Origin of the sequence: Joostella sp., from assembly GCF_048266025.1 — a bacterium.
GTDB classification, from domain to species: domain Bacteria; phylum Bacteroidota; class Bacteroidia; order Flavobacteriales; family Flavobacteriaceae; genus Galbibacter; species Galbibacter atrarenae.
Genome location: NZ_JBLXAF010000007.1, coordinates 11,027 through 27,154 on the forward strand (window position 1 = coordinate 11,027; position 16,128 = coordinate 27,154).

A 16,128-nucleotide genomic window follows, 5' to 3' on the forward strand; every position below is an offset into this window, starting at 1 on the left:
TTTTACACCCATACTTTGGCTGCTAGCCCCGATGGAGCGGATACCGTGTATGAGCGAGAGCGGGCAAAAGCATTGGCTTTTTACAGCGTGCTATTGGGCTCCTAATCTAATTTCTCTTTTATAATTTCGTCCACAACATCTGGATTTAACAACGTACTGATGTCTCCTAGATTTGATAAATCGTTGGATGCTATCTTACGTAAAATCCTACGCATAATTTTACCACTACGCGTTTTTGGGAGTCCGCTTACAAATTGAATCTTATCTAGCTTTGCAATTGGCCCAATATGTTCTGTAATCTGCTGATTAATCTCGTTCCTTAGATTGTTACGGTCTCTAGTTTCTCCTACTTCTTTAAGGATTACAAATCCATAAAGTGCATTACCTTTCACCTCATGTGGGAAACCTACAATGGCAGATTCTGCAACTGCTGGATGCTCGTTAATGGCATCTTCTATAGGCGCAGTTCCTAGATTATGGCCGGAAACAATAACTACATCGTCTACACGCCCCGTAATTCTATAATAACCTACAGCATCTCTTAGCGCCCCATCTCCAGTGAAATACATGTTCTCAAATGCCGAGAAATATGTTTCTTTATAACGTTTGTGATTTCCCCAAATGGTTCTTGCAATAGATGGCCACGGGAATTTAATACACATACGTCCACTCACACGATTTCCTTTAATTTCCTTCCCATTCTCGTCCATTAATGCTGGTTGGATTCCTGGTAATGGAAGTGTTGCATAGGTTGGAATTGTTGGGGTGGTATATGGAATTGGAGAGATCATAATTCCTCCTGTTTCCGTTTGCCACCAAGTATCTACAATTGGACACTGTGATTTCCCAACGTTATCGTTATACCAGTGCCAAGCTTCTTCGTTTATAGGTTCTCCAACGGAACCCAAAACTTTTAAAGAAGATAAATCGTGCTCGGTTACAAAATCCAATTTCTCTTTTGCCAAAGCACGGATTGCTGTTGGCGCCGTATAAAACTGATTTACTTTGTGCTTTTCTATAACTTCCCAAAAGCGACCGTAATCTGGATATGAAGGTACTCCCTCGAACATCACTGTAGTAGCACCATTGGCTAGTGGACCATAAACAATGTAACTATGGCCAGTAATCCAACCGATATCTGCGGTACACCAATAGACATCGTTTTCTTGATATTGGAATATATTTTTAAAAGTATAGGCCGTATACACCATATATCCTCCCGTGGTATGCACCATTCCCTTTGGTGTCCCTGTAGATCCTGAGGTATATAATATAAAAAGTGGATCTTCGGCATCCATTATTTCGGGCTCACAATTACTATCTGCGGCGTCTAATAATGGCTGTAACCATTCGTCTCGGTTTTCTTCCATATGGATATCTGCTCCTGTTCTTTTGGCTACCAATACAGATTCTATACTATTGCATTTATCTAAAGCTTCATCTACAATACCTTTTAGGTCTATAGATTTGCTCCCACGGAAAGAACCATCGGAGGTGATTAGCATTTTACAGTCGGAATCGTTGATTCTTGTTGCCAATGCTGTGGATGAAAATCCTGCGAAAACTACGGAGTGGATCGCTCCTATTCTAGCACATGCCAATACGGAAATGGCTAGTTCTGGAATCATAGGAAGGTAAATACATACACGGTCTCCTTTTTGGACTCCTTTTGATTTTAATACATTGGCGAATTTACAAACGCGCTCGTGCAAATCTTTATAGGTGATATGTAATGCTTCCTCTTTTGGATCGTTGGGCTCCCAAACAATGGCTGTTTTATCCCCGCGAACGCGAAGATGCCTGTCGATACAGTTTTCTGTTATGTTTAGTTTAGCTCCTTCGAACCACTTAATTTCGGGTTTGGTGAAGTCCCATTCTAAAACATTATTCCATTTTTTTCGCCATACAAAGTGCTCTTCAGCTACTTCGCCCCAGAAACTCTCTGGATCGCGAACTGACTTTCGGTAAACTTGAAAATACTCTTCTAAGTGTTTGATGTGGTAATTACTCATGGTGACTAAAGTAATTATTTTTATGCAAAATACCTAAAGCGAAAACGTTAGAAATATCACAGTCAGTATTAAAGAAAATACGCAATAAGCATAGCAAAACATTGATATTCAACACAAACCACTCTAACCGTCAACTATATTCAATTGCTTCTGAAAATCCTATAATTTGTCCGTTTGTTTGGATTTTTTTGGTGTTTGTAGTGTGAAAATCGTTGTTAGACGAAAAAACGGGAGATTTTTTATAGCTTCTGAAAATAATAATTGCCTTTTTAGGCTACTAGACTCCTTTTAAGCATGTCATCATAGGTACTTTTAATAAGGTCTTTTCCATATTGATTTTCTAATCTTCGGATTATAAAGTGACCTTTTGCCATATCTTGGAAGTGATCTATAAAGATTGTATTTAATATTGCTCCCCCAGCGGCTCCAATTGCTGGAATGGATTGTGCTGCTGCTTTTTCGGTTACTTGAACGCTAAAACGTTCTGCAATATTAGATATGAGTCGTATTAATACCGGTGCTCCTTCGTCTGTTAATACTTTGGTGGCTGCAAATTCTGCTGCCTCCGAAACCGATTTTGCTAAGGCTGCTCTTACCGTAAAGTACCCACTTTCTACGGCATCGTCTGCAGCTCCTCTCCCACCGAGTGCAAAGACCTCAATACAGGCTAACTTTGTATCTGGATCATTTATAGATTCTCCTTCTGCCCTTGCTATATCTGCTATAGATCGTAACATTAAAGTGGTGGAAACAGGAAGTTCTATAGCCAATGCTGGTAATCCAAAAAAACCACCTACTCCCCCAGAAAAGGCTACTCCTATTTTATGCAACATATTAGAAGATCTATTCTTATTATTATCTTTTAAGGTGAGAACTGCGGCATCGGTAGCTTTTAGCAAAGCTGTTTTTGTAATCTCTCCTACTTTATCTCTCCAGTTTTCTGGTAATAGTTCTATACTTTTTTCAATTGGAGTACCTATAAAATTGGTGATCTTAGCTGCAATACCTGGATTTTCTAATATAAGCATTGCCTTGTATAATTCTTCGCGATCTATTTCTTTCAGCTTCATATTTTCTTTCTTTTCTAATTAAAGGAATTACTAACTTCAATTGCACATCTCTCCATTTCTATTCCTCTCTCTATCAAAGATAACGATTCAAGAGAAAATAGGTTTTAAGAAAAACATAAAAAAGCCTCGTACATATTAAACGAGGCTTTAGTTATTATATAAATTTGAAGTGTTAACCAGCTTTACAACCAAATCACTATAAAATAACCAAGCACTGATTACTATTATAGTATTAAGATTCTGATTCTTGAAGCAGTTCAGTAAGCACTTGCTTGTAAACTTCTATAGGCTGTGCACCTGTTAATGCACTTTTAGTATTGAAAACTACTGTTGGAACAGAATTTACTCCTAAACTCTGCCAATAAGCTTCCTTGGTTTGGATTTCCTTCTTAGCCTCTTTATTTTCTAGCCTTGCTAATGCCTCTTTTGAGTCTAATCCTATTGCTTCTACTTCTTTTAATAACACTTTTCTATCAGAAACGTCTTTACGTTCACTAAAAAAGGCTGTTATCAATCGGAGTTTCAATGCTGTTTGCTTTCCCTTTTCTTTTGCAAAGTCTATTAAAACATGGGCATCTCTAGTATTTACAATTTTCATATCATCAAAATAATCAAACTTAAATCCTAGCGCCTCTCCTGCTGCTGCCATTTGCTCTTGAGATCTCTTTTGATCTTCTCTACTTGCTCCATACTTGTTTTCAATATGCTCTTGCACATTTTCCCCTTCTACAGGCATATGAGGATTTAATTCAAAAGGCTGCCACTCGATTTCTACTTGATCTTCAATTCCCATTTCTGTAATTGCTGCCTCCAAACGTTTATAACCAACGATACACCAAGGGCAAACAACATCAGAAATAATATCTAACTTAATTTTATCTTTCATTTTTGAACTTTAATATTACTATATATAATACTTTGTCGTATTACTCTATATATCCTTATAGTCGTATTACTCTATATATCCTTATAGTTAATGTATGCTAAATTTAGAATATCCGGAACTAAAGCATAAAAAGCGACATGCCTTGCTTATACTCAACAAATAAAGCTAAATGTATAGCTAAGTTTAAGTGAAGTTCTTCATTCAACAATAAATTATTTACTGTAATATTTTACTTTTTAATTGATTTTATTCTTCAATATTGACTTAATATGTGATTGCAAAGTGTTCAAATTATAACAATAAAAAGCAGAAAACCCCTGTTTTATCGAGGAATACAACTGGTATTCAATCATCTAAAATAAGGTTTTAAAAAATGTAGAAAAAAATATATTTATTATAGAATATAAGTATATATTTGCCGCTACAAATTTTAAAAAATCAAATAATGATGAGAAATTTAATTACAACTATGTTTGCATTCGCTACTATTTGTTTGGTAAGTGCACAAGAGAAAGAATTAAAATCACAATTGAAATCTGGTGAAAGTATCACTTTTGCTAAAGGAGATATGTTCGTTGAAGGTGCTATTAAAATAAGTACAGGTGGAGAACAAGATTATTATGGATTCAATCCAAAATTTGGATACTTTTTAAACAATAAACTTGCTGTAGGGGGAGAAGTAAATTTTGCTTCTAATAAAGTTGAAACATTAGATTCTAAAACTAATATCTTTGGAATAGGTGGTTTTGCTAGATACTATTTCTTAGAAATAGGGAAGAAACGTTTTAAAGCTTATGGTGAAGCTGGTTTAGGATACGGAAGAAACAAAACAGAAATTGCTGATATTGAAGATATTAGTAATAGTGTTACTGCTGATATTAATTTAGGATTGAATTACTTTATTACTAAGAACTTAGCTGCAACATTTACATTAGCAAATGTACTTTCTTACAATAGCGTTTCTCCTGAAGAAGGACCTTCTTCAAATACTTTTGAATTAAATATTAACTTATTTGAAAATATATTTGACCAACCTCAATTTGGTTTATTATATAGATTCTAAAACCATATAAAATAGGTTTATAAATATAAATAGCGAGGAAATTTCCTCGCTATTTTTTTGTTCTAATTTGGTTCTATATGAATAAGAACATCTGCAATATTAGGTATTTCCTTTTGAAGATAATCTTTTAGGTTATGAGAGATATCGTGTCCCTCCCTCACAGAAATACTACCGTCTACAATAATATGTAGGTCTACAAGAAATCTAGTTCCAGACTTTCTTACAAAGCACTTCTCGGTATCTATAACTCCATTTACATCTGTAGATTTCTCTCTAACTTCATGGATAAGGTCGTCATAGAAATGCTCGTCCATAATCTCTCCCAAAGCAGGTCTGAAGATTAAATAGCTATTATATAAAATGATTCCTGACGCCAATAAAGCAGCCCAATCATCTGCTGCTTCATATCCTTTTCCAAAAAGAACAGCTATAGAAATTCCGATAAAAGCAGCTACAGAAGTTAATGCGTCACTACGGTGATGCCAAGCATCGGCACGAAGAGAAGAGCTATTTGTTTGATTGCTTTTATTAATTACTATCCGATATGAAATTTCTTTCCAAATAATAATAATACCGAGAACAATTAATGTCCATGCTTTAGGACTTTTATGTGGTGTTCTTATATTCTGAATACTCTCATATGCAATTATAGTGGCAGAAGTCACAAGAAAGGCTACTACCAAAAATGTAATTACAGGTTCTATTTTTCCGTGTCCGTATGGGTGATTTTTATCTGCTGGTCTTTTTGCATATTTCAGCCCAAATAAAACCATTAAAGAGGCAAAAATATCTGAGGTAGATTCGATTGCATCAGCTATTAACGCATAAGAATTCCCAAAAAAGCCTGCTAATCCTTTAACTAGTGCTAAACCTATATTTCCAATAATGCTAAAATATGTAGTACGGATTGCAGTTTGTTCGTTGCTCATTCTTTTGATATCAAATCATTAATAATAGCGGCAATAAATCACAACTAAGTAGCTTTATTTTATATCCTACAATCTATTCTAGAGATATTAAGCGAATAAAAGAGATCTATTTAAGATACTCCAATACATTTTTCTCTATTCTAGCCTGTATATTCTCAACATCAGCTTTAATAAACTTCTCTCCTGTAATATTTTCATAAAGCTCAATATATCTCTCTGATACACTGTTTATATATGCCTCATCCATTTCTGGAATCTGTTGCCCTTCTTTACCTTGGAAACCATTTTCAATTAGCCATTGACGTACAAATTCCTTGGATAACTGCTTTTGAGCTTCTCCTTTCTCTTGGCGGGCTTCATAACCATCAGCATAAAAATAACGAGAAGAATCTGGAGTATGGATTTCATCAATCAATACGATTTTCCCTTCTTTAGTTTTTCCAAACTCATATTTTGTATCTACCAAAATAAGTCCGCGTTCCGCGGCAATCTCACTTCCTCTTTTAAATAAAGCTCGTGTATATTCTTCTAAAATTAAATAGTCTTCTTCAGAAACAATACCTTTTTTTAAAATATCTTCACGAGAGATATCTTCATCATGATCTCCCTGATCGGCTTTTGTAGAAGGTGTTATTATTGGAGTTGGAAACTTATCGTTCTCCTTCATTCCCTCTGGCATTGCAACACCGCATAACGTTCTCTTACCTATTTTATACTCACGAGCAGCATGCCCAGATAAATATCCACGGATAACCATTTCTACTTTGAAAGGCTCGCATAAGTACCCTACAGCCACATTAGGATCTGGAGTTGCCAGTAACCAATTTGGAACAATATCTTTAGTTGCATCCATCATTTTGGTAGCAATCTGATTTAATATTTGTCCTTTATAAGGAATCCCTTTAGGCATAATCACATCAAAAGCAGAAAGTCTATCTGTAGCAATCATAACTAATTGATCGTTATTGATATTATAAACTTCTCTTACTTTCCCTTTGTATAAACTTTCCTGATTTGGAAAATTAAAATTTGTATCTGTGATTGTATTACTCATAGGTATATGCTATTTATTTCTAATAGTTGATTTTAAAAACACCTTCATATTCCCTATATAAAAAGCAGGGATATATTGAATTTTTTTATACTAACTCCGATAAATTTATAGCTGAATGGAAGTTAGATTTTCTCCTGCAAAGATAAAAGATATTTTGAGTTGAAAGGGAACTATAAGCTTGTTTTAATACTGAGTTTTAAAAAAACATCATCACAAAAATACAATGCTTGAAAATAAAATAACAAAGTACTTTTAAAAAAGCAGCAAATAGTAAAAAAAATTATATTTTGCAGCCTTATTACAACCAACCTAAATATAGTAGCTTTAAATGACTTCTGAAATTACCCAAAAAAAATCTAAAAAACATTTTATAGTATTAGATGGATTAAGAGGTGTAGCCGCCCTTGCAGTGGTTATATTTCATTTTATGGAATGGATTTATACCGATTTTACACTTAATTTTATTGGTCATGGTTTTCTTGCTGTAGATTTTTTCTTTTGCTTATCTGGGTTTGTAATTGCATATGCATATGATGATCGCATTGCAGATATAGGAATATTAAAGTTTTTTAAATCGCGAATTATAAGATTACATCCATTGGTAATTTTCGGCTCTGTTTTAGGGTTACTACTTTTCTTTTTAGATCCCTTTGATGCAAGTGAGGTTACCTATAGCTTTTTAGAAATGGGACTCATTTTCTTATGCTCTGTATTATTAATACCCTACCCTGTGATGGGCGAAAGAGGATTTAATAACTTTGGATTGAATGCTCCTTCATGGTCGCTATTTTGGGAATATATTGCTAACATTGCATACGCCCTATTTCTGAATAAACTAAAGAAACCTGTGCTGATTGTGCTCACCATAATAGCTGCTGGTTTTTTATCTTATGTAGCCTATAATGCAGGTAATTTAATGGGAGGTTGGTCTAAAGATAATTTCTGGGATGGTTTTGCAAGGATCTCTTATTCTTTCCTTGCTGGGATTTTAATCTACCGCTGTAATTGGATTATAAAAAATAACTTAGGATTTATAGGTCTTTCATTATTGATTGCTGGAGCTTTTCTTATGCCCTATTTTTCTTTTAATTGGCTGTATGAACTACTGTGTGTTTTAATTTACTTCCCGCTACTTATAATGTTGGGGTCAGGAACAATTGAACCCGTTAAAACCAAAAGACTTTGTATTTTCTCTGGGAAAATTTCATATCCCCTCTACATGACCCACTACGCTGGGATCTGGGTTTTCGGGAATTATTTAATAGCAAAAAACCCTTCTAAAGGTGAACTTACATTTATAGTTATTGGAGGTACTATACTATTTCTAATTGTTGCATATTTTGTTATGGCCTACTTCGATGAACCAGTAAGGAAATATCTTAAAAAGAGATTTAGATAGTAGAAAGCACTGTTTTAGTATCTTTCTCGAATTATTACACAAATTATTCTCTTTTGACTTAAAAGAGACAACCAAAAATATATAATCAAAAAATAATTGCTGTTAACTAGCACTAAAAACTTTACGATATGCTTTTTCGTAGATTTCTTCGTACATAGGTACGATTTTATGAATATCGAACATGGTAGCTTGAGTTCTTGCTTGCTTTTTATAGGTATCCAAAACAGTTGGATCTTTTAGAATCTTAATAGCATTGGTGGTCATAGATTCTACATCGCCAACATTACTTAGGTAACCACTATATCCTTCTTTATTCACTTCTGGAATACCTCCTGTATTACTAGAAATCACAGGGACTTCATTTACCATGGCTTCCAAAGCAGCTAGACCAAAACTCTCTGTTTCTGATGGCAGTAAGAACAAATCTGAAAAACAAAGTATCTTATCTACTTCGTTACTATTCCCCAAGAAAACAACCTTATTCCCTATTCCGAGTTTATCACATAAATCTTCTGCAGATTCTCTTTCTGGACCTTCTCCTACCATAATTAATTTGGCAGGAACTTCTTTTTGAATTCCATAAAAAATATTAATAACATCAGGAATTCTTTTTACCTTTCTAAAGTTACTAATATGTGTAATAATACGTTCATTATCTTGAGCCATCATTCCACGTTGGCAATCGGTAAATGGATGATTGTATTTAGAGACATCTATAAAATTAGGAATCACATGGATTTTCTTTTTGATATCAAACAATCGTATCGTATCCATTTTTAGACTTTCAGAAACAGAAGTTACTACATCCGATTCATTGATACTAAAGGTAACAGCAGGCTTATAAAATGGGTGGTTTCCTACTAAAGTTATATCTGTTCCATGCAAGGTGGTAACAATAGGAATTTCGATCCCTTCTGTTTTTAGCATCTTTTTTGCCATATAAGCTGCATATGCATGGGGAATAGCGTAATGAACGTGTAAAACTTCCAACTTATGGAGCTTTACCATATCTACTAATTTACTCGATAGAGCAAGTTCATAGGGCTGATAATGAAATAATGGGTATTCTGGAACATTTACTTCGTGGAAATGAATTTTTCCACTTAATAAAGCTAAACGAACAGGTTGTTTGTAGGTGATAAAATGAATTTCATGTCCTCGTGTAGCTAAAGCCATTCCTAACTCTGTGGCTACTACTCCACTACCACCAAATGTTGGATAACATACAATCCCTATTCGCATATTTCTTTCTTTAAAAGTCTTAGTTTAGATTTCCATTGATTTAACTAAGGTAGTATTCTAATCAATATACTTTCTATAAATTATCTTAAAACTAAGTCGGTAGAAACAATCTCTATTTACAAAAACAAGTACAATTTTTACTATCTTTCTATTGCTTCATAGATAATCTCCTGAATTACAGTACGTGTTCCTTCCGAAATTAATTTCCTATTGGTCATGGTTGGATAGGTTCTATTTGATAAAAAGATATAGACAAGGCTGTCTTCTGGATCTACCCACGCATAGGTTCCTGTAAATCCACTATGTCCAAAACTTGTCATTGATACACACCCACAAGTAGGTCCAGATTCCCCTAACTGAGGTTTATCAAAACCTACACCTCTTCTATTCATTTTATCACAATAATAGCAGGTATTGAATTTATCTAATGTCTCTGAACTAAAATAACGTTTCCCTCCGTAATATCCCTTTTGAAGATACATCTGCATCATCTTTGCCAAATCGTTTGATGTACTAAAGAGTCCGGCGTGACCTCCAACACCACCTAACATTGCTGCTCCCATATCGTGAACATAACCTTGAATGGTCTGATGCCTAAAATAATCGTCTACTTCCGTTGGAACAATCTCCCCTTTTCCAAATTTATCAAGCGGATTATAAGTTGTGTAATTCATCCCCAAAGATTTATAAAAATGATCTTGGGCAATTTTATCTAAAGGGCGATTATAATAATTTTCTAAATAACGTTGTAACAATAAAAAAGGGAGATCACTATATCTGTACTGAAGTCTAGTTAGCAACTCACTCTCCTTAATCTGATCTATAATAGAGTCTTTATAATCGTTTCTGATATATAAATGGTCTGCTACTTGTGAATTAAAATTTTTAGTTGGATTCTCCTTATAATATTCTGGTAAAGGCTTTTTTGTTCCTTTATCTATGGTACTCAGGTAAAAAGGAATCCAAGGTTTTAAACGTGCGTAATGAGATAAAACCGCTAACAACCTTAAATCACTCTTATTACTCCCTTTCAATTCTGGCAACATTTCTCCCAAAGTAGAATTAAAGGTTAATTCTCCCTTTTCTACCAATTGCATAATATTTGGAAGAGTGGCTGTTATTTTTGTTAAAGAAGCTAGATCGTATAAATTATTGTTTGTTACAGGCTCGGCATCAGCGCCATAAGAAAACTTTCCGAAGCTCTTGTTATAAATTACCTTTCCTTGCCTAGCGATTAAAATTTGCCCCCCAGGAGTAACTCCTCCGCTAATTGCAGTTTTCATTACAGAATCGACCTTTTTTAGAGTCTTAGCATTCATTCCCACTCGTTCTGGAACACTATACCCCAATCTTGATAATGAGTTTGTTAAAAAACCTCTGTTTTCTGGTAGCTTTTCGTGTGCCATTACTGGTAAACTCCCTTTTGAGGCTATGGCTCCAAAAATAAGCTCCGCAGATTTCTCTTGAGAAATAGGATCGTTTAAATAACTAACAATAATAGTCTCAATATTATCTATACTCTGTAAGTCTAATAATGCATATGGTTTTACAAAAGCATCTAAAATAACTTTTTTCTGCCTTGCTATTTCATAGATCCAAACCTTATCTTGATCAGAAATATCAGCTGCTTTCCAAGGTGTTTCAGTACTTCTATGATGACCAATAATCACTAAATCATAAGGCTTAATTCTATTGGTAAGATCTGCTAAATTATCTGCATGGATATAACTTACTTTTGTATATTTCTTTAGCGTGTTTACAAAAGTCTTATTATCGCCATCCCCTAGTCCTACATAAGCAATACTTTTTTTATCTAAATCTCGAAGCGGAACTATCTGATCTTCATTTTTTGCTACAGTAATAGCATTTTCCATTACTTCTTCATACAAAATAGAATCTTCTACACGGTTTAAGTCTTCATATAAATTATGAGTATCAACAGGTTTATAATTATTCAAACCTACTTTGTATTTTGCTCTTAAAACTTTCTTTACTGAATATGCTAATCGCTCTTCAGTAATAACACCATTATTATACGCTTCTATAAGTTTTGTAATTCCTAACGGAGTATCTCCAGAAATTAAAAGCATATCGTTTCCGGCTAAAAAAGCAGAAAGATCTACATTTCCTGAATCTGCATAGTTTGCAACACCTTTCATTTCCAAAGCATCAGTAAAAATGAGTCCGTTAAACTGAAGCTTCTCTTTTAATAATCCTGTTACAATCCCTTCTGAAATAGAAGATGGATAACCAGGGCGCGACTCCAAACTAGGTACATTTAAATGTGCCACCATAACGCTGGCAAGTCCATTTGGAATTAATTGTTTGTATGGATATAGCTCTACGCTGTCTATTCTTTCTTTACTGAAAGTAATTGTAGGCAAGGTTTTATGAGAATCTTGTTCTGTATCTCCGTGCCCAGGAAAATGCTTAGCATTTGCCAAAACACCTGCAGACTGCATCCCATCCATAAAAGCCAATGCTTTTTCTGTTACCTTATCTCTATTTTCTCCAAAAGAGCGGTTTCCTATGATTGGATTCTTAGGGTTTGTATTGATATCTACATCAGGAGCAAAATTAATATGCATTCCCATACGTTTTGTATGCTCTCCAATATGCTTTCCTACCTGTCTTATTAAGTCGTTATCTTTTACTGCTCCTAAAACCATGTTGTACGGAAAAGCAAATGTAGAATCCAAGCGCATGGATAATCCCCACTCGGCATCCATAGACATTAACATCTTAACTTTAGATAACTCCTGTAATTCGTTATTTAATTTAGCTTGACGGAAAGGTCCCCCTGTAGAAAATATAACACCTCCTACTTGATAATCTGATACTATTTTTTTTACTCCTTCTATATGAGCACTTCCTTTATCTGAAAAAGCGCGGATCATAAATAATTGTCCTACTTTTTCTTGAAGCGTTAAGGAATTATATATACTATCAACCCATTCTTGCTGCTGTTGATAATCTTTTGTTTCTAACGGATCTTTTTGTTGAGAATAGCCTTTTAAAACGGCTAAAACTAATACAACAACAAAAACACTTTTTTTTAAAATCATTTAATAATTTTTATTAAAAAGGATAATTTCTGTGAATAGAAATTGATTTTGCTGCACAAAAAACGACGAATTATATTTAAAAGTATGTTCTCTACCTTTAAAAATTAATTCATAAATCTCGCGTGCCAACTATCTCTAGCAGGCACTTCCCAATAATTTTGATATTCTTCTTTATTGGTTACTAAGTTATTAAATACAATCGTGTTTTGAGACACAGCCTTTTGTTTGGCCATTTTCTTAAAATCGATAAGGGGCTTGTAGGCAATAAAATCACCTTGTCTGTAGGAGACATTCATTTTATCAAGCAGGGTCACATTATAATCCTGCTCTAGCTGTTGGATAAATCGAACTGAGGCGTCGATAGAACATCCACTAGCTACATTAAACTCTTGATCTAATGCTATTATTATAAATCTTTTATAACGGATCTCAAAAGAAGCCTTTAGGTTTGCTCCATGAGCTGTCCATTGCTCTATAAAAGATTCTAATCTATTTTTTAATTCTTCAATTTCTTCTTTGGTAAAACTTCTGTTGGCTTGGTAAATCCAAACTCTTGCAGATTCTGTTAAATCGTTGAAAGCTACGTACATTTTCTTTTAATTTTAAAAAGATTCCTTTTCTTATTTTCTCACTAAGTGAGTTATTTTTATTCTAAGATTCTAGCTTAAAAGCTATAAATCTTCTGCATTTGCTATAAGTTCCGCTACATCCATTACATCGATGCTTGCTTCTTTATCTTTTCCTTTTACACCATCTGTAAGCATGGTATTACAGAAAGGACAACCAGCAGCAATAATATCTGGTTTTGCTTCTATGGCTTGCTCTGTACGTTCTATATTAATGTCTTTATTTCCTTTTTCTGGCTCTTTAAACATTTGTGCACCTCCAGCTCCACAGCATAATCCTTTTTTTCTGCAGCTTTTCATTTCTACTAGTTCTGCTTCTAGCTTCTGAATTAATTCACGTGGTGCTTCATACACATCATTCGCTCTTCCTAAGTAACAAGGGTCGTGGAAGGTGATTCTTTTACCTTTAAACTTTCCTCCTTCAATAGTAAGTCGTCCTTCTTCTAAAAGAGAACGTAAAAATTGTGTATGGTGAATTACTTCATAACTCCCTCCTAAAGAAGGATATTCATTTTTAATTGTATTAAAACAATGCGGACAAGCAGTTACAATTTTCTTAATCTCATAACCATTTAACACCTCAATGTTTGTCATTGCCTGCATCTGAAACAGCATTTCATTACCAGAGCGTTTTGCAGGATCTCCTGTACAACTCTCTTCGGTTCCTAAAACAGCAAAATCTACCTTTGCTTTATTTAAAAGCTTAACAAAGGCTTTTGTGATCTTTTTAGCTCTGTCATCAAAACTTCCAGAACAACCTACCCAAAATAATACTTCTGGAGTTTTTCCTTCCGCCATCATCCCTGCCATTGTAGGCACATTTATTGCTTCACTCATGCTGTTTTCCTTAATTTATTATGCTTCAGTATTAAAAAACATCCTTTCGAGTGGAGCTAAAATAGCTTATTTTTAATTCCACTCGAGCAGACATTTACATTTTATTTAAGCGATTATAATTTGATATAAAATCAATTATTAATCGTGCTTTCCGTCATCAAAAACTTGGATTGTTACTTCCTTATCAATAAGATCTGTAAACCTTCCGTTGTAACGAGTAGCTTTTACCAAGTGATTGTCTATCCAATGGTAGTTTCCACCTCTTGGTTTTCCCATTACCATTCCATGATATTTAAAACCGTGTTTGTTTAACCAATCTTCGGTTGTTTTTCTATGATCTTCTGTACGAGAAGTAAAGAAGTAAATAATATGTCCTTCTTCAAACCATTTGTTTAGCGTTTTTAAAGCATCAGGATAAACTTGTGCTGTTGCCATACGCTCTGGCTCTTCATTAGGAATATCATCACAGATAGTTCCGTCTATATCGATTAAATAATTTTTAATTCCTTTTGGTAAAACAGGACTTATATGTTCCCCGTCTTCTAATTTTTCATTAAGCAAATTTTCAACTTCTTCTTTGTTCATTATTTAGTTATGTTTGTTGGTGAATATTAATCATTTTTCCAATTTAATCGATCCATTTGGTTGTATGGCCATGGCGCTCCGTTATTCTCAATATTCCCCATCATATTATTTAGCTCCATTGGTGCTGCAGATTGCTCCATTACTAAATAACGGCGCATATCCATAATTATTGATAGCGGACTAATACTAACGGGGCAAGCTTCTACACACGCATTACAAGTGGTACAAGCCCACAATTCTTCTTGCGTAATGTAATCATCTAACAATTGCTTACCATCGTCTACAAACGTACCTTTATTGGCATCGATATTTTTTCCTACCTCTTCTAATCGATCTCTGGTATCCATCATGATTTTACGAGGAGATAATTTTTTTCCTGTCTGACTTGCTGGACATTCGCTTGTACAACGCCCACATTCTGTACAGGTATATGCATTTAATAGCTGTACCCAATTTAAGTCTGATACATCTGAAGCTCCAAATTTTTCTGGCTCTTCATCCATATCACCCTCCGCTGGTGCAGCAAATGGATCAGCATCTGGATCCATCATTAATTTTACTTCTTTGGTAACCGACTCTAAATTATCAAATTGCCCTTTCGGATTGATGTTTGCAAACCATGTGTTTGGAAATGCCAAAAGGATATGTAAATGTTTAGAGAAATATAAGTAGTTAAGGAAAATTAATATCCCTATTATGTGAAGCCACCATGCTGTTCTCTCTACTAAAATTAGAGAAGATTGCTCCATATTCTCAAAAAGAGGAACAAACAACTGACTTACAGGAAAAGCTCCTGCTTTTACATAATGAGGAGCATCCATTAATTGAAGTGTGTAATCTGCCCCATTCATCGTTAAGAATAAAAGCATCAATACTACTTCGAAATAAAGAATGATATTCCCATCATTTTTAGGCCATCCTCTCATTTCAGAATAAAAGAATCGCTTTAATTTTATTATGTTTCTACGGATCCAAAAAATAGTTACCGATACAATTACTAGTAGCGCTAATATTTCAAAAGAACCAATTAAAAAGTCATATACAGATCCTAGAGGTGCAAATATTCTGTGTGTACCAAAAAGTCCGTCTATAATAATTTCTAATACTTCAATATTGATAATTATAAAACCTACATATACTATTATATGAAGAAATCCTGCGATAGGTTTCACCACCATTTTTTGCTGACCTAAAGCAATACGAGCCATATTCTTCCAACGGATATCTTTATTATCTGTTCGGTCTACGGCTTTTCCAAGCTTTATATTTCTAACTAATTTTTTAATGTTATTAGCAAAATATCCAAAGCCTACAATTAGGAGTACTGCAAAAAGTATTTGTGGAATATAATTCATCTATA

Annotated in this window: 13 protein-coding genes; 2 read left to right on the plus strand and 11 right to left on the minus strand. The window is 34.2% G+C overall.

The window, feature by feature from the left end:
- Nucleotides 1-101: 101 nt before the first annotated feature.
- The 3 genes from acs to ACN0TY_RS12190 form a co-directional block, all read right to left on the minus strand.
- Complete coding sequence (acs, locus tag ACN0TY_RS12180; RefSeq protein WP_417444725.1) at nucleotides 102-2,012, minus strand: acetate--CoA ligase; 1,911 nt, start codon at nucleotides 2,010-2,012, stop codon at nucleotides 102-104.
- Nucleotides 2,013-2,281: 269 nt separating this feature from the next.
- Nucleotides 2,282-3,082 (minus strand): EcsC family protein, encoded by an 801-nt coding sequence (locus tag ACN0TY_RS12185; RefSeq protein ID WP_417444726.1) that lies wholly within the window; start codon nucleotides 3,080-3,082, stop codon nucleotides 2,282-2,284.
- Between the two features lie 232 nt (nucleotides 3,083-3,314).
- Entirely contained in the window at nucleotides 3,315-3,968 is a 654-nt protein-coding gene (locus ACN0TY_RS12190) for a DsbA family oxidoreductase (protein WP_236959307.1), read from the minus strand.
- A 445-nt stretch (nucleotides 3,969-4,413) separates the two neighbouring features.
- Between ACN0TY_RS12190 and ACN0TY_RS12195 the strand changes: the two genes are divergently transcribed.
- Nucleotides 4,414-5,031: an outer membrane beta-barrel protein gene (locus tag ACN0TY_RS12195; RefSeq protein ID WP_417444727.1), complete on the plus strand. Its 618-nt coding sequence runs from the start codon at nucleotides 4,414-4,416 to the stop codon at nucleotides 5,029-5,031.
- Between the two features lie 62 nt (nucleotides 5,032-5,093).
- Here the strand turns inward: ACN0TY_RS12195 and ACN0TY_RS12200 are convergent, their stop codons facing one another.
- Together ACN0TY_RS12200 and ACN0TY_RS12205 are read right to left on the minus strand one after the other, a co-directional pair.
- A complete protein-coding gene (locus tag ACN0TY_RS12200; protein ID WP_236959305.1) occupies nucleotides 5,094-5,960 on the minus strand; it encodes a cation diffusion facilitator family transporter in 867 nt (288 codons plus the stop codon).
- 106 nt (nucleotides 5,961-6,066) lie between these two features.
- Complete coding sequence (locus ACN0TY_RS12205; protein ID WP_417444728.1) at nucleotides 6,067-7,014, minus strand: phosphoribosylaminoimidazolesuccinocarboxamide synthase; 948 nt, start codon at nucleotides 7,012-7,014, stop codon at nucleotides 6,067-6,069.
- 328 nt (nucleotides 7,015-7,342) lie between these two features.
- Between ACN0TY_RS12205 and ACN0TY_RS12210 the strand changes: the two genes are divergently transcribed.
- Nucleotides 7,343-8,413, plus strand: coding sequence for an acyltransferase family protein (locus ACN0TY_RS12210; protein ID WP_417444729.1), 1,071 nt, complete (start codon nucleotides 7,343-7,345; stop codon nucleotides 8,411-8,413).
- 102 nt (nucleotides 8,414-8,515) lie between these two features.
- Here ACN0TY_RS12210 and bshA read toward each other — a convergent pair whose 3' ends face one another.
- From bshA to ACN0TY_RS12240, 6 genes are all read right to left on the minus strand, one after another.
- Complete coding sequence (bshA, locus tag ACN0TY_RS12215) at nucleotides 8,516-9,655, minus strand: N-acetyl-alpha-D-glucosaminyl L-malate synthase BshA (protein WP_417444730.1); 1,140 nt, start codon at nucleotides 9,653-9,655, stop codon at nucleotides 8,516-8,518.
- 140 nt (nucleotides 9,656-9,795) lie between these two features.
- Complete coding sequence (locus tag ACN0TY_RS12220) at nucleotides 9,796-12,720, minus strand: glycoside hydrolase family 3 N-terminal domain-containing protein (RefSeq protein ID WP_417444731.1); 2,925 nt, start codon at nucleotides 12,718-12,720, stop codon at nucleotides 9,796-9,798.
- A gap of 104 nt (nucleotides 12,721-12,824) precedes the next feature.
- Nucleotides 12,825-13,310 (minus strand): ABC transporter ATPase, encoded by a 486-nt coding sequence (locus ACN0TY_RS12225; protein ID WP_236959288.1) that lies wholly within the window; start codon nucleotides 13,308-13,310, stop codon nucleotides 12,825-12,827.
- A gap of 81 nt (nucleotides 13,311-13,391) precedes the next feature.
- A complete protein-coding gene (locus ACN0TY_RS12230) occupies nucleotides 13,392-14,183 on the minus strand; it encodes a (Fe-S)-binding protein (protein WP_417444732.1) in 792 nt (263 codons plus the stop codon).
- 138 nt (nucleotides 14,184-14,321) lie between these two features.
- Complete coding sequence (locus ACN0TY_RS12235; RefSeq protein ID WP_236959286.1) at nucleotides 14,322-14,768, minus strand: phosphoheptose isomerase; 447 nt, start codon at nucleotides 14,766-14,768, stop codon at nucleotides 14,322-14,324.
- Between the two features lie 26 nt (nucleotides 14,769-14,794).
- Nucleotides 14,795-16,123, minus strand: a complete 1,329-nt coding sequence (locus ACN0TY_RS12240; protein ID WP_236959285.1) for a (Fe-S)-binding protein — start codon at nucleotides 16,121-16,123, stop codon at nucleotides 14,795-14,797.
- Between the last annotated feature and the right edge of the window lie 5 nt (nucleotides 16,124-16,128).

Bases quoted from the DNA above. Each gene is read 5' to 3' on its own strand.
- acs (WP_417444725.1), bottom strand. From the start codon at position 2,012: ATGAGTAATTACCACATCAAACACTTAGAAGAGTATTTTCAAGTTTAC.
- ACN0TY_RS12185 (WP_417444726.1), bottom strand. From the start codon at position 3,082: ATGAAGCTGAAAGAAATAGATCGCGAAGAATTATACAAGGCAATGCTT.
- ACN0TY_RS12190 (WP_236959307.1), bottom strand. From the start codon at position 3,968: ATGAAAGATAAAATTAAGTTAGATATTATTTCTGATGTTGTTTGCCCT.
- ACN0TY_RS12195 (WP_417444727.1), top strand. From the start codon at position 4,414: ATGATGAGAAATTTAATTACAACTATGTTTGCATTCGCTACTATTTGT.
- ACN0TY_RS12200 (WP_236959305.1), bottom strand. From the start codon at position 5,960: ATGAGCAACGAACAAACTGCAATCCGTACTACATATTTTAGCATTATT.
- ACN0TY_RS12205 (WP_417444728.1), bottom strand. From the start codon at position 7,014: ATGAGTAATACAATCACAGATACAAATTTTAATTTTCCAAATCAGGAA.
- ACN0TY_RS12210 (WP_417444729.1), top strand. From the start codon at position 7,343: ATGACTTCTGAAATTACCCAAAAAAAATCTAAAAAACATTTTATAGTA.
- bshA (WP_417444730.1), bottom strand. From the start codon at position 9,655: ATGCGAATAGGGATTGTATGTTATCCAACATTTGGTGGTAGTGGAGTA.
- ACN0TY_RS12220 (WP_417444731.1), bottom strand. From the start codon at position 12,720: ATGATTTTAAAAAAAAGTGTTTTTGTTGTTGTATTAGTTTTAGCCGTT.
- ACN0TY_RS12225 (WP_236959288.1), bottom strand. From the start codon at position 13,310: ATGTACGTAGCTTTCAACGATTTAACAGAATCTGCAAGAGTTTGGATT.
- ACN0TY_RS12230 (WP_417444732.1), bottom strand. From the start codon at position 14,183: ATGAGTGAAGCAATAAATGTGCCTACAATGGCAGGGATGATGGCGGAA.
- ACN0TY_RS12235 (WP_236959286.1), bottom strand. From the start codon at position 14,768: ATGAACAAAGAAGAAGTTGAAAATTTGCTTAATGAAAAATTAGAAGAC.
- ACN0TY_RS12240 (WP_236959285.1), bottom strand. From the start codon at position 16,123: ATGAATTATATTCCACAAATACTTTTTGCAGTACTCCTAATTGTAGGC.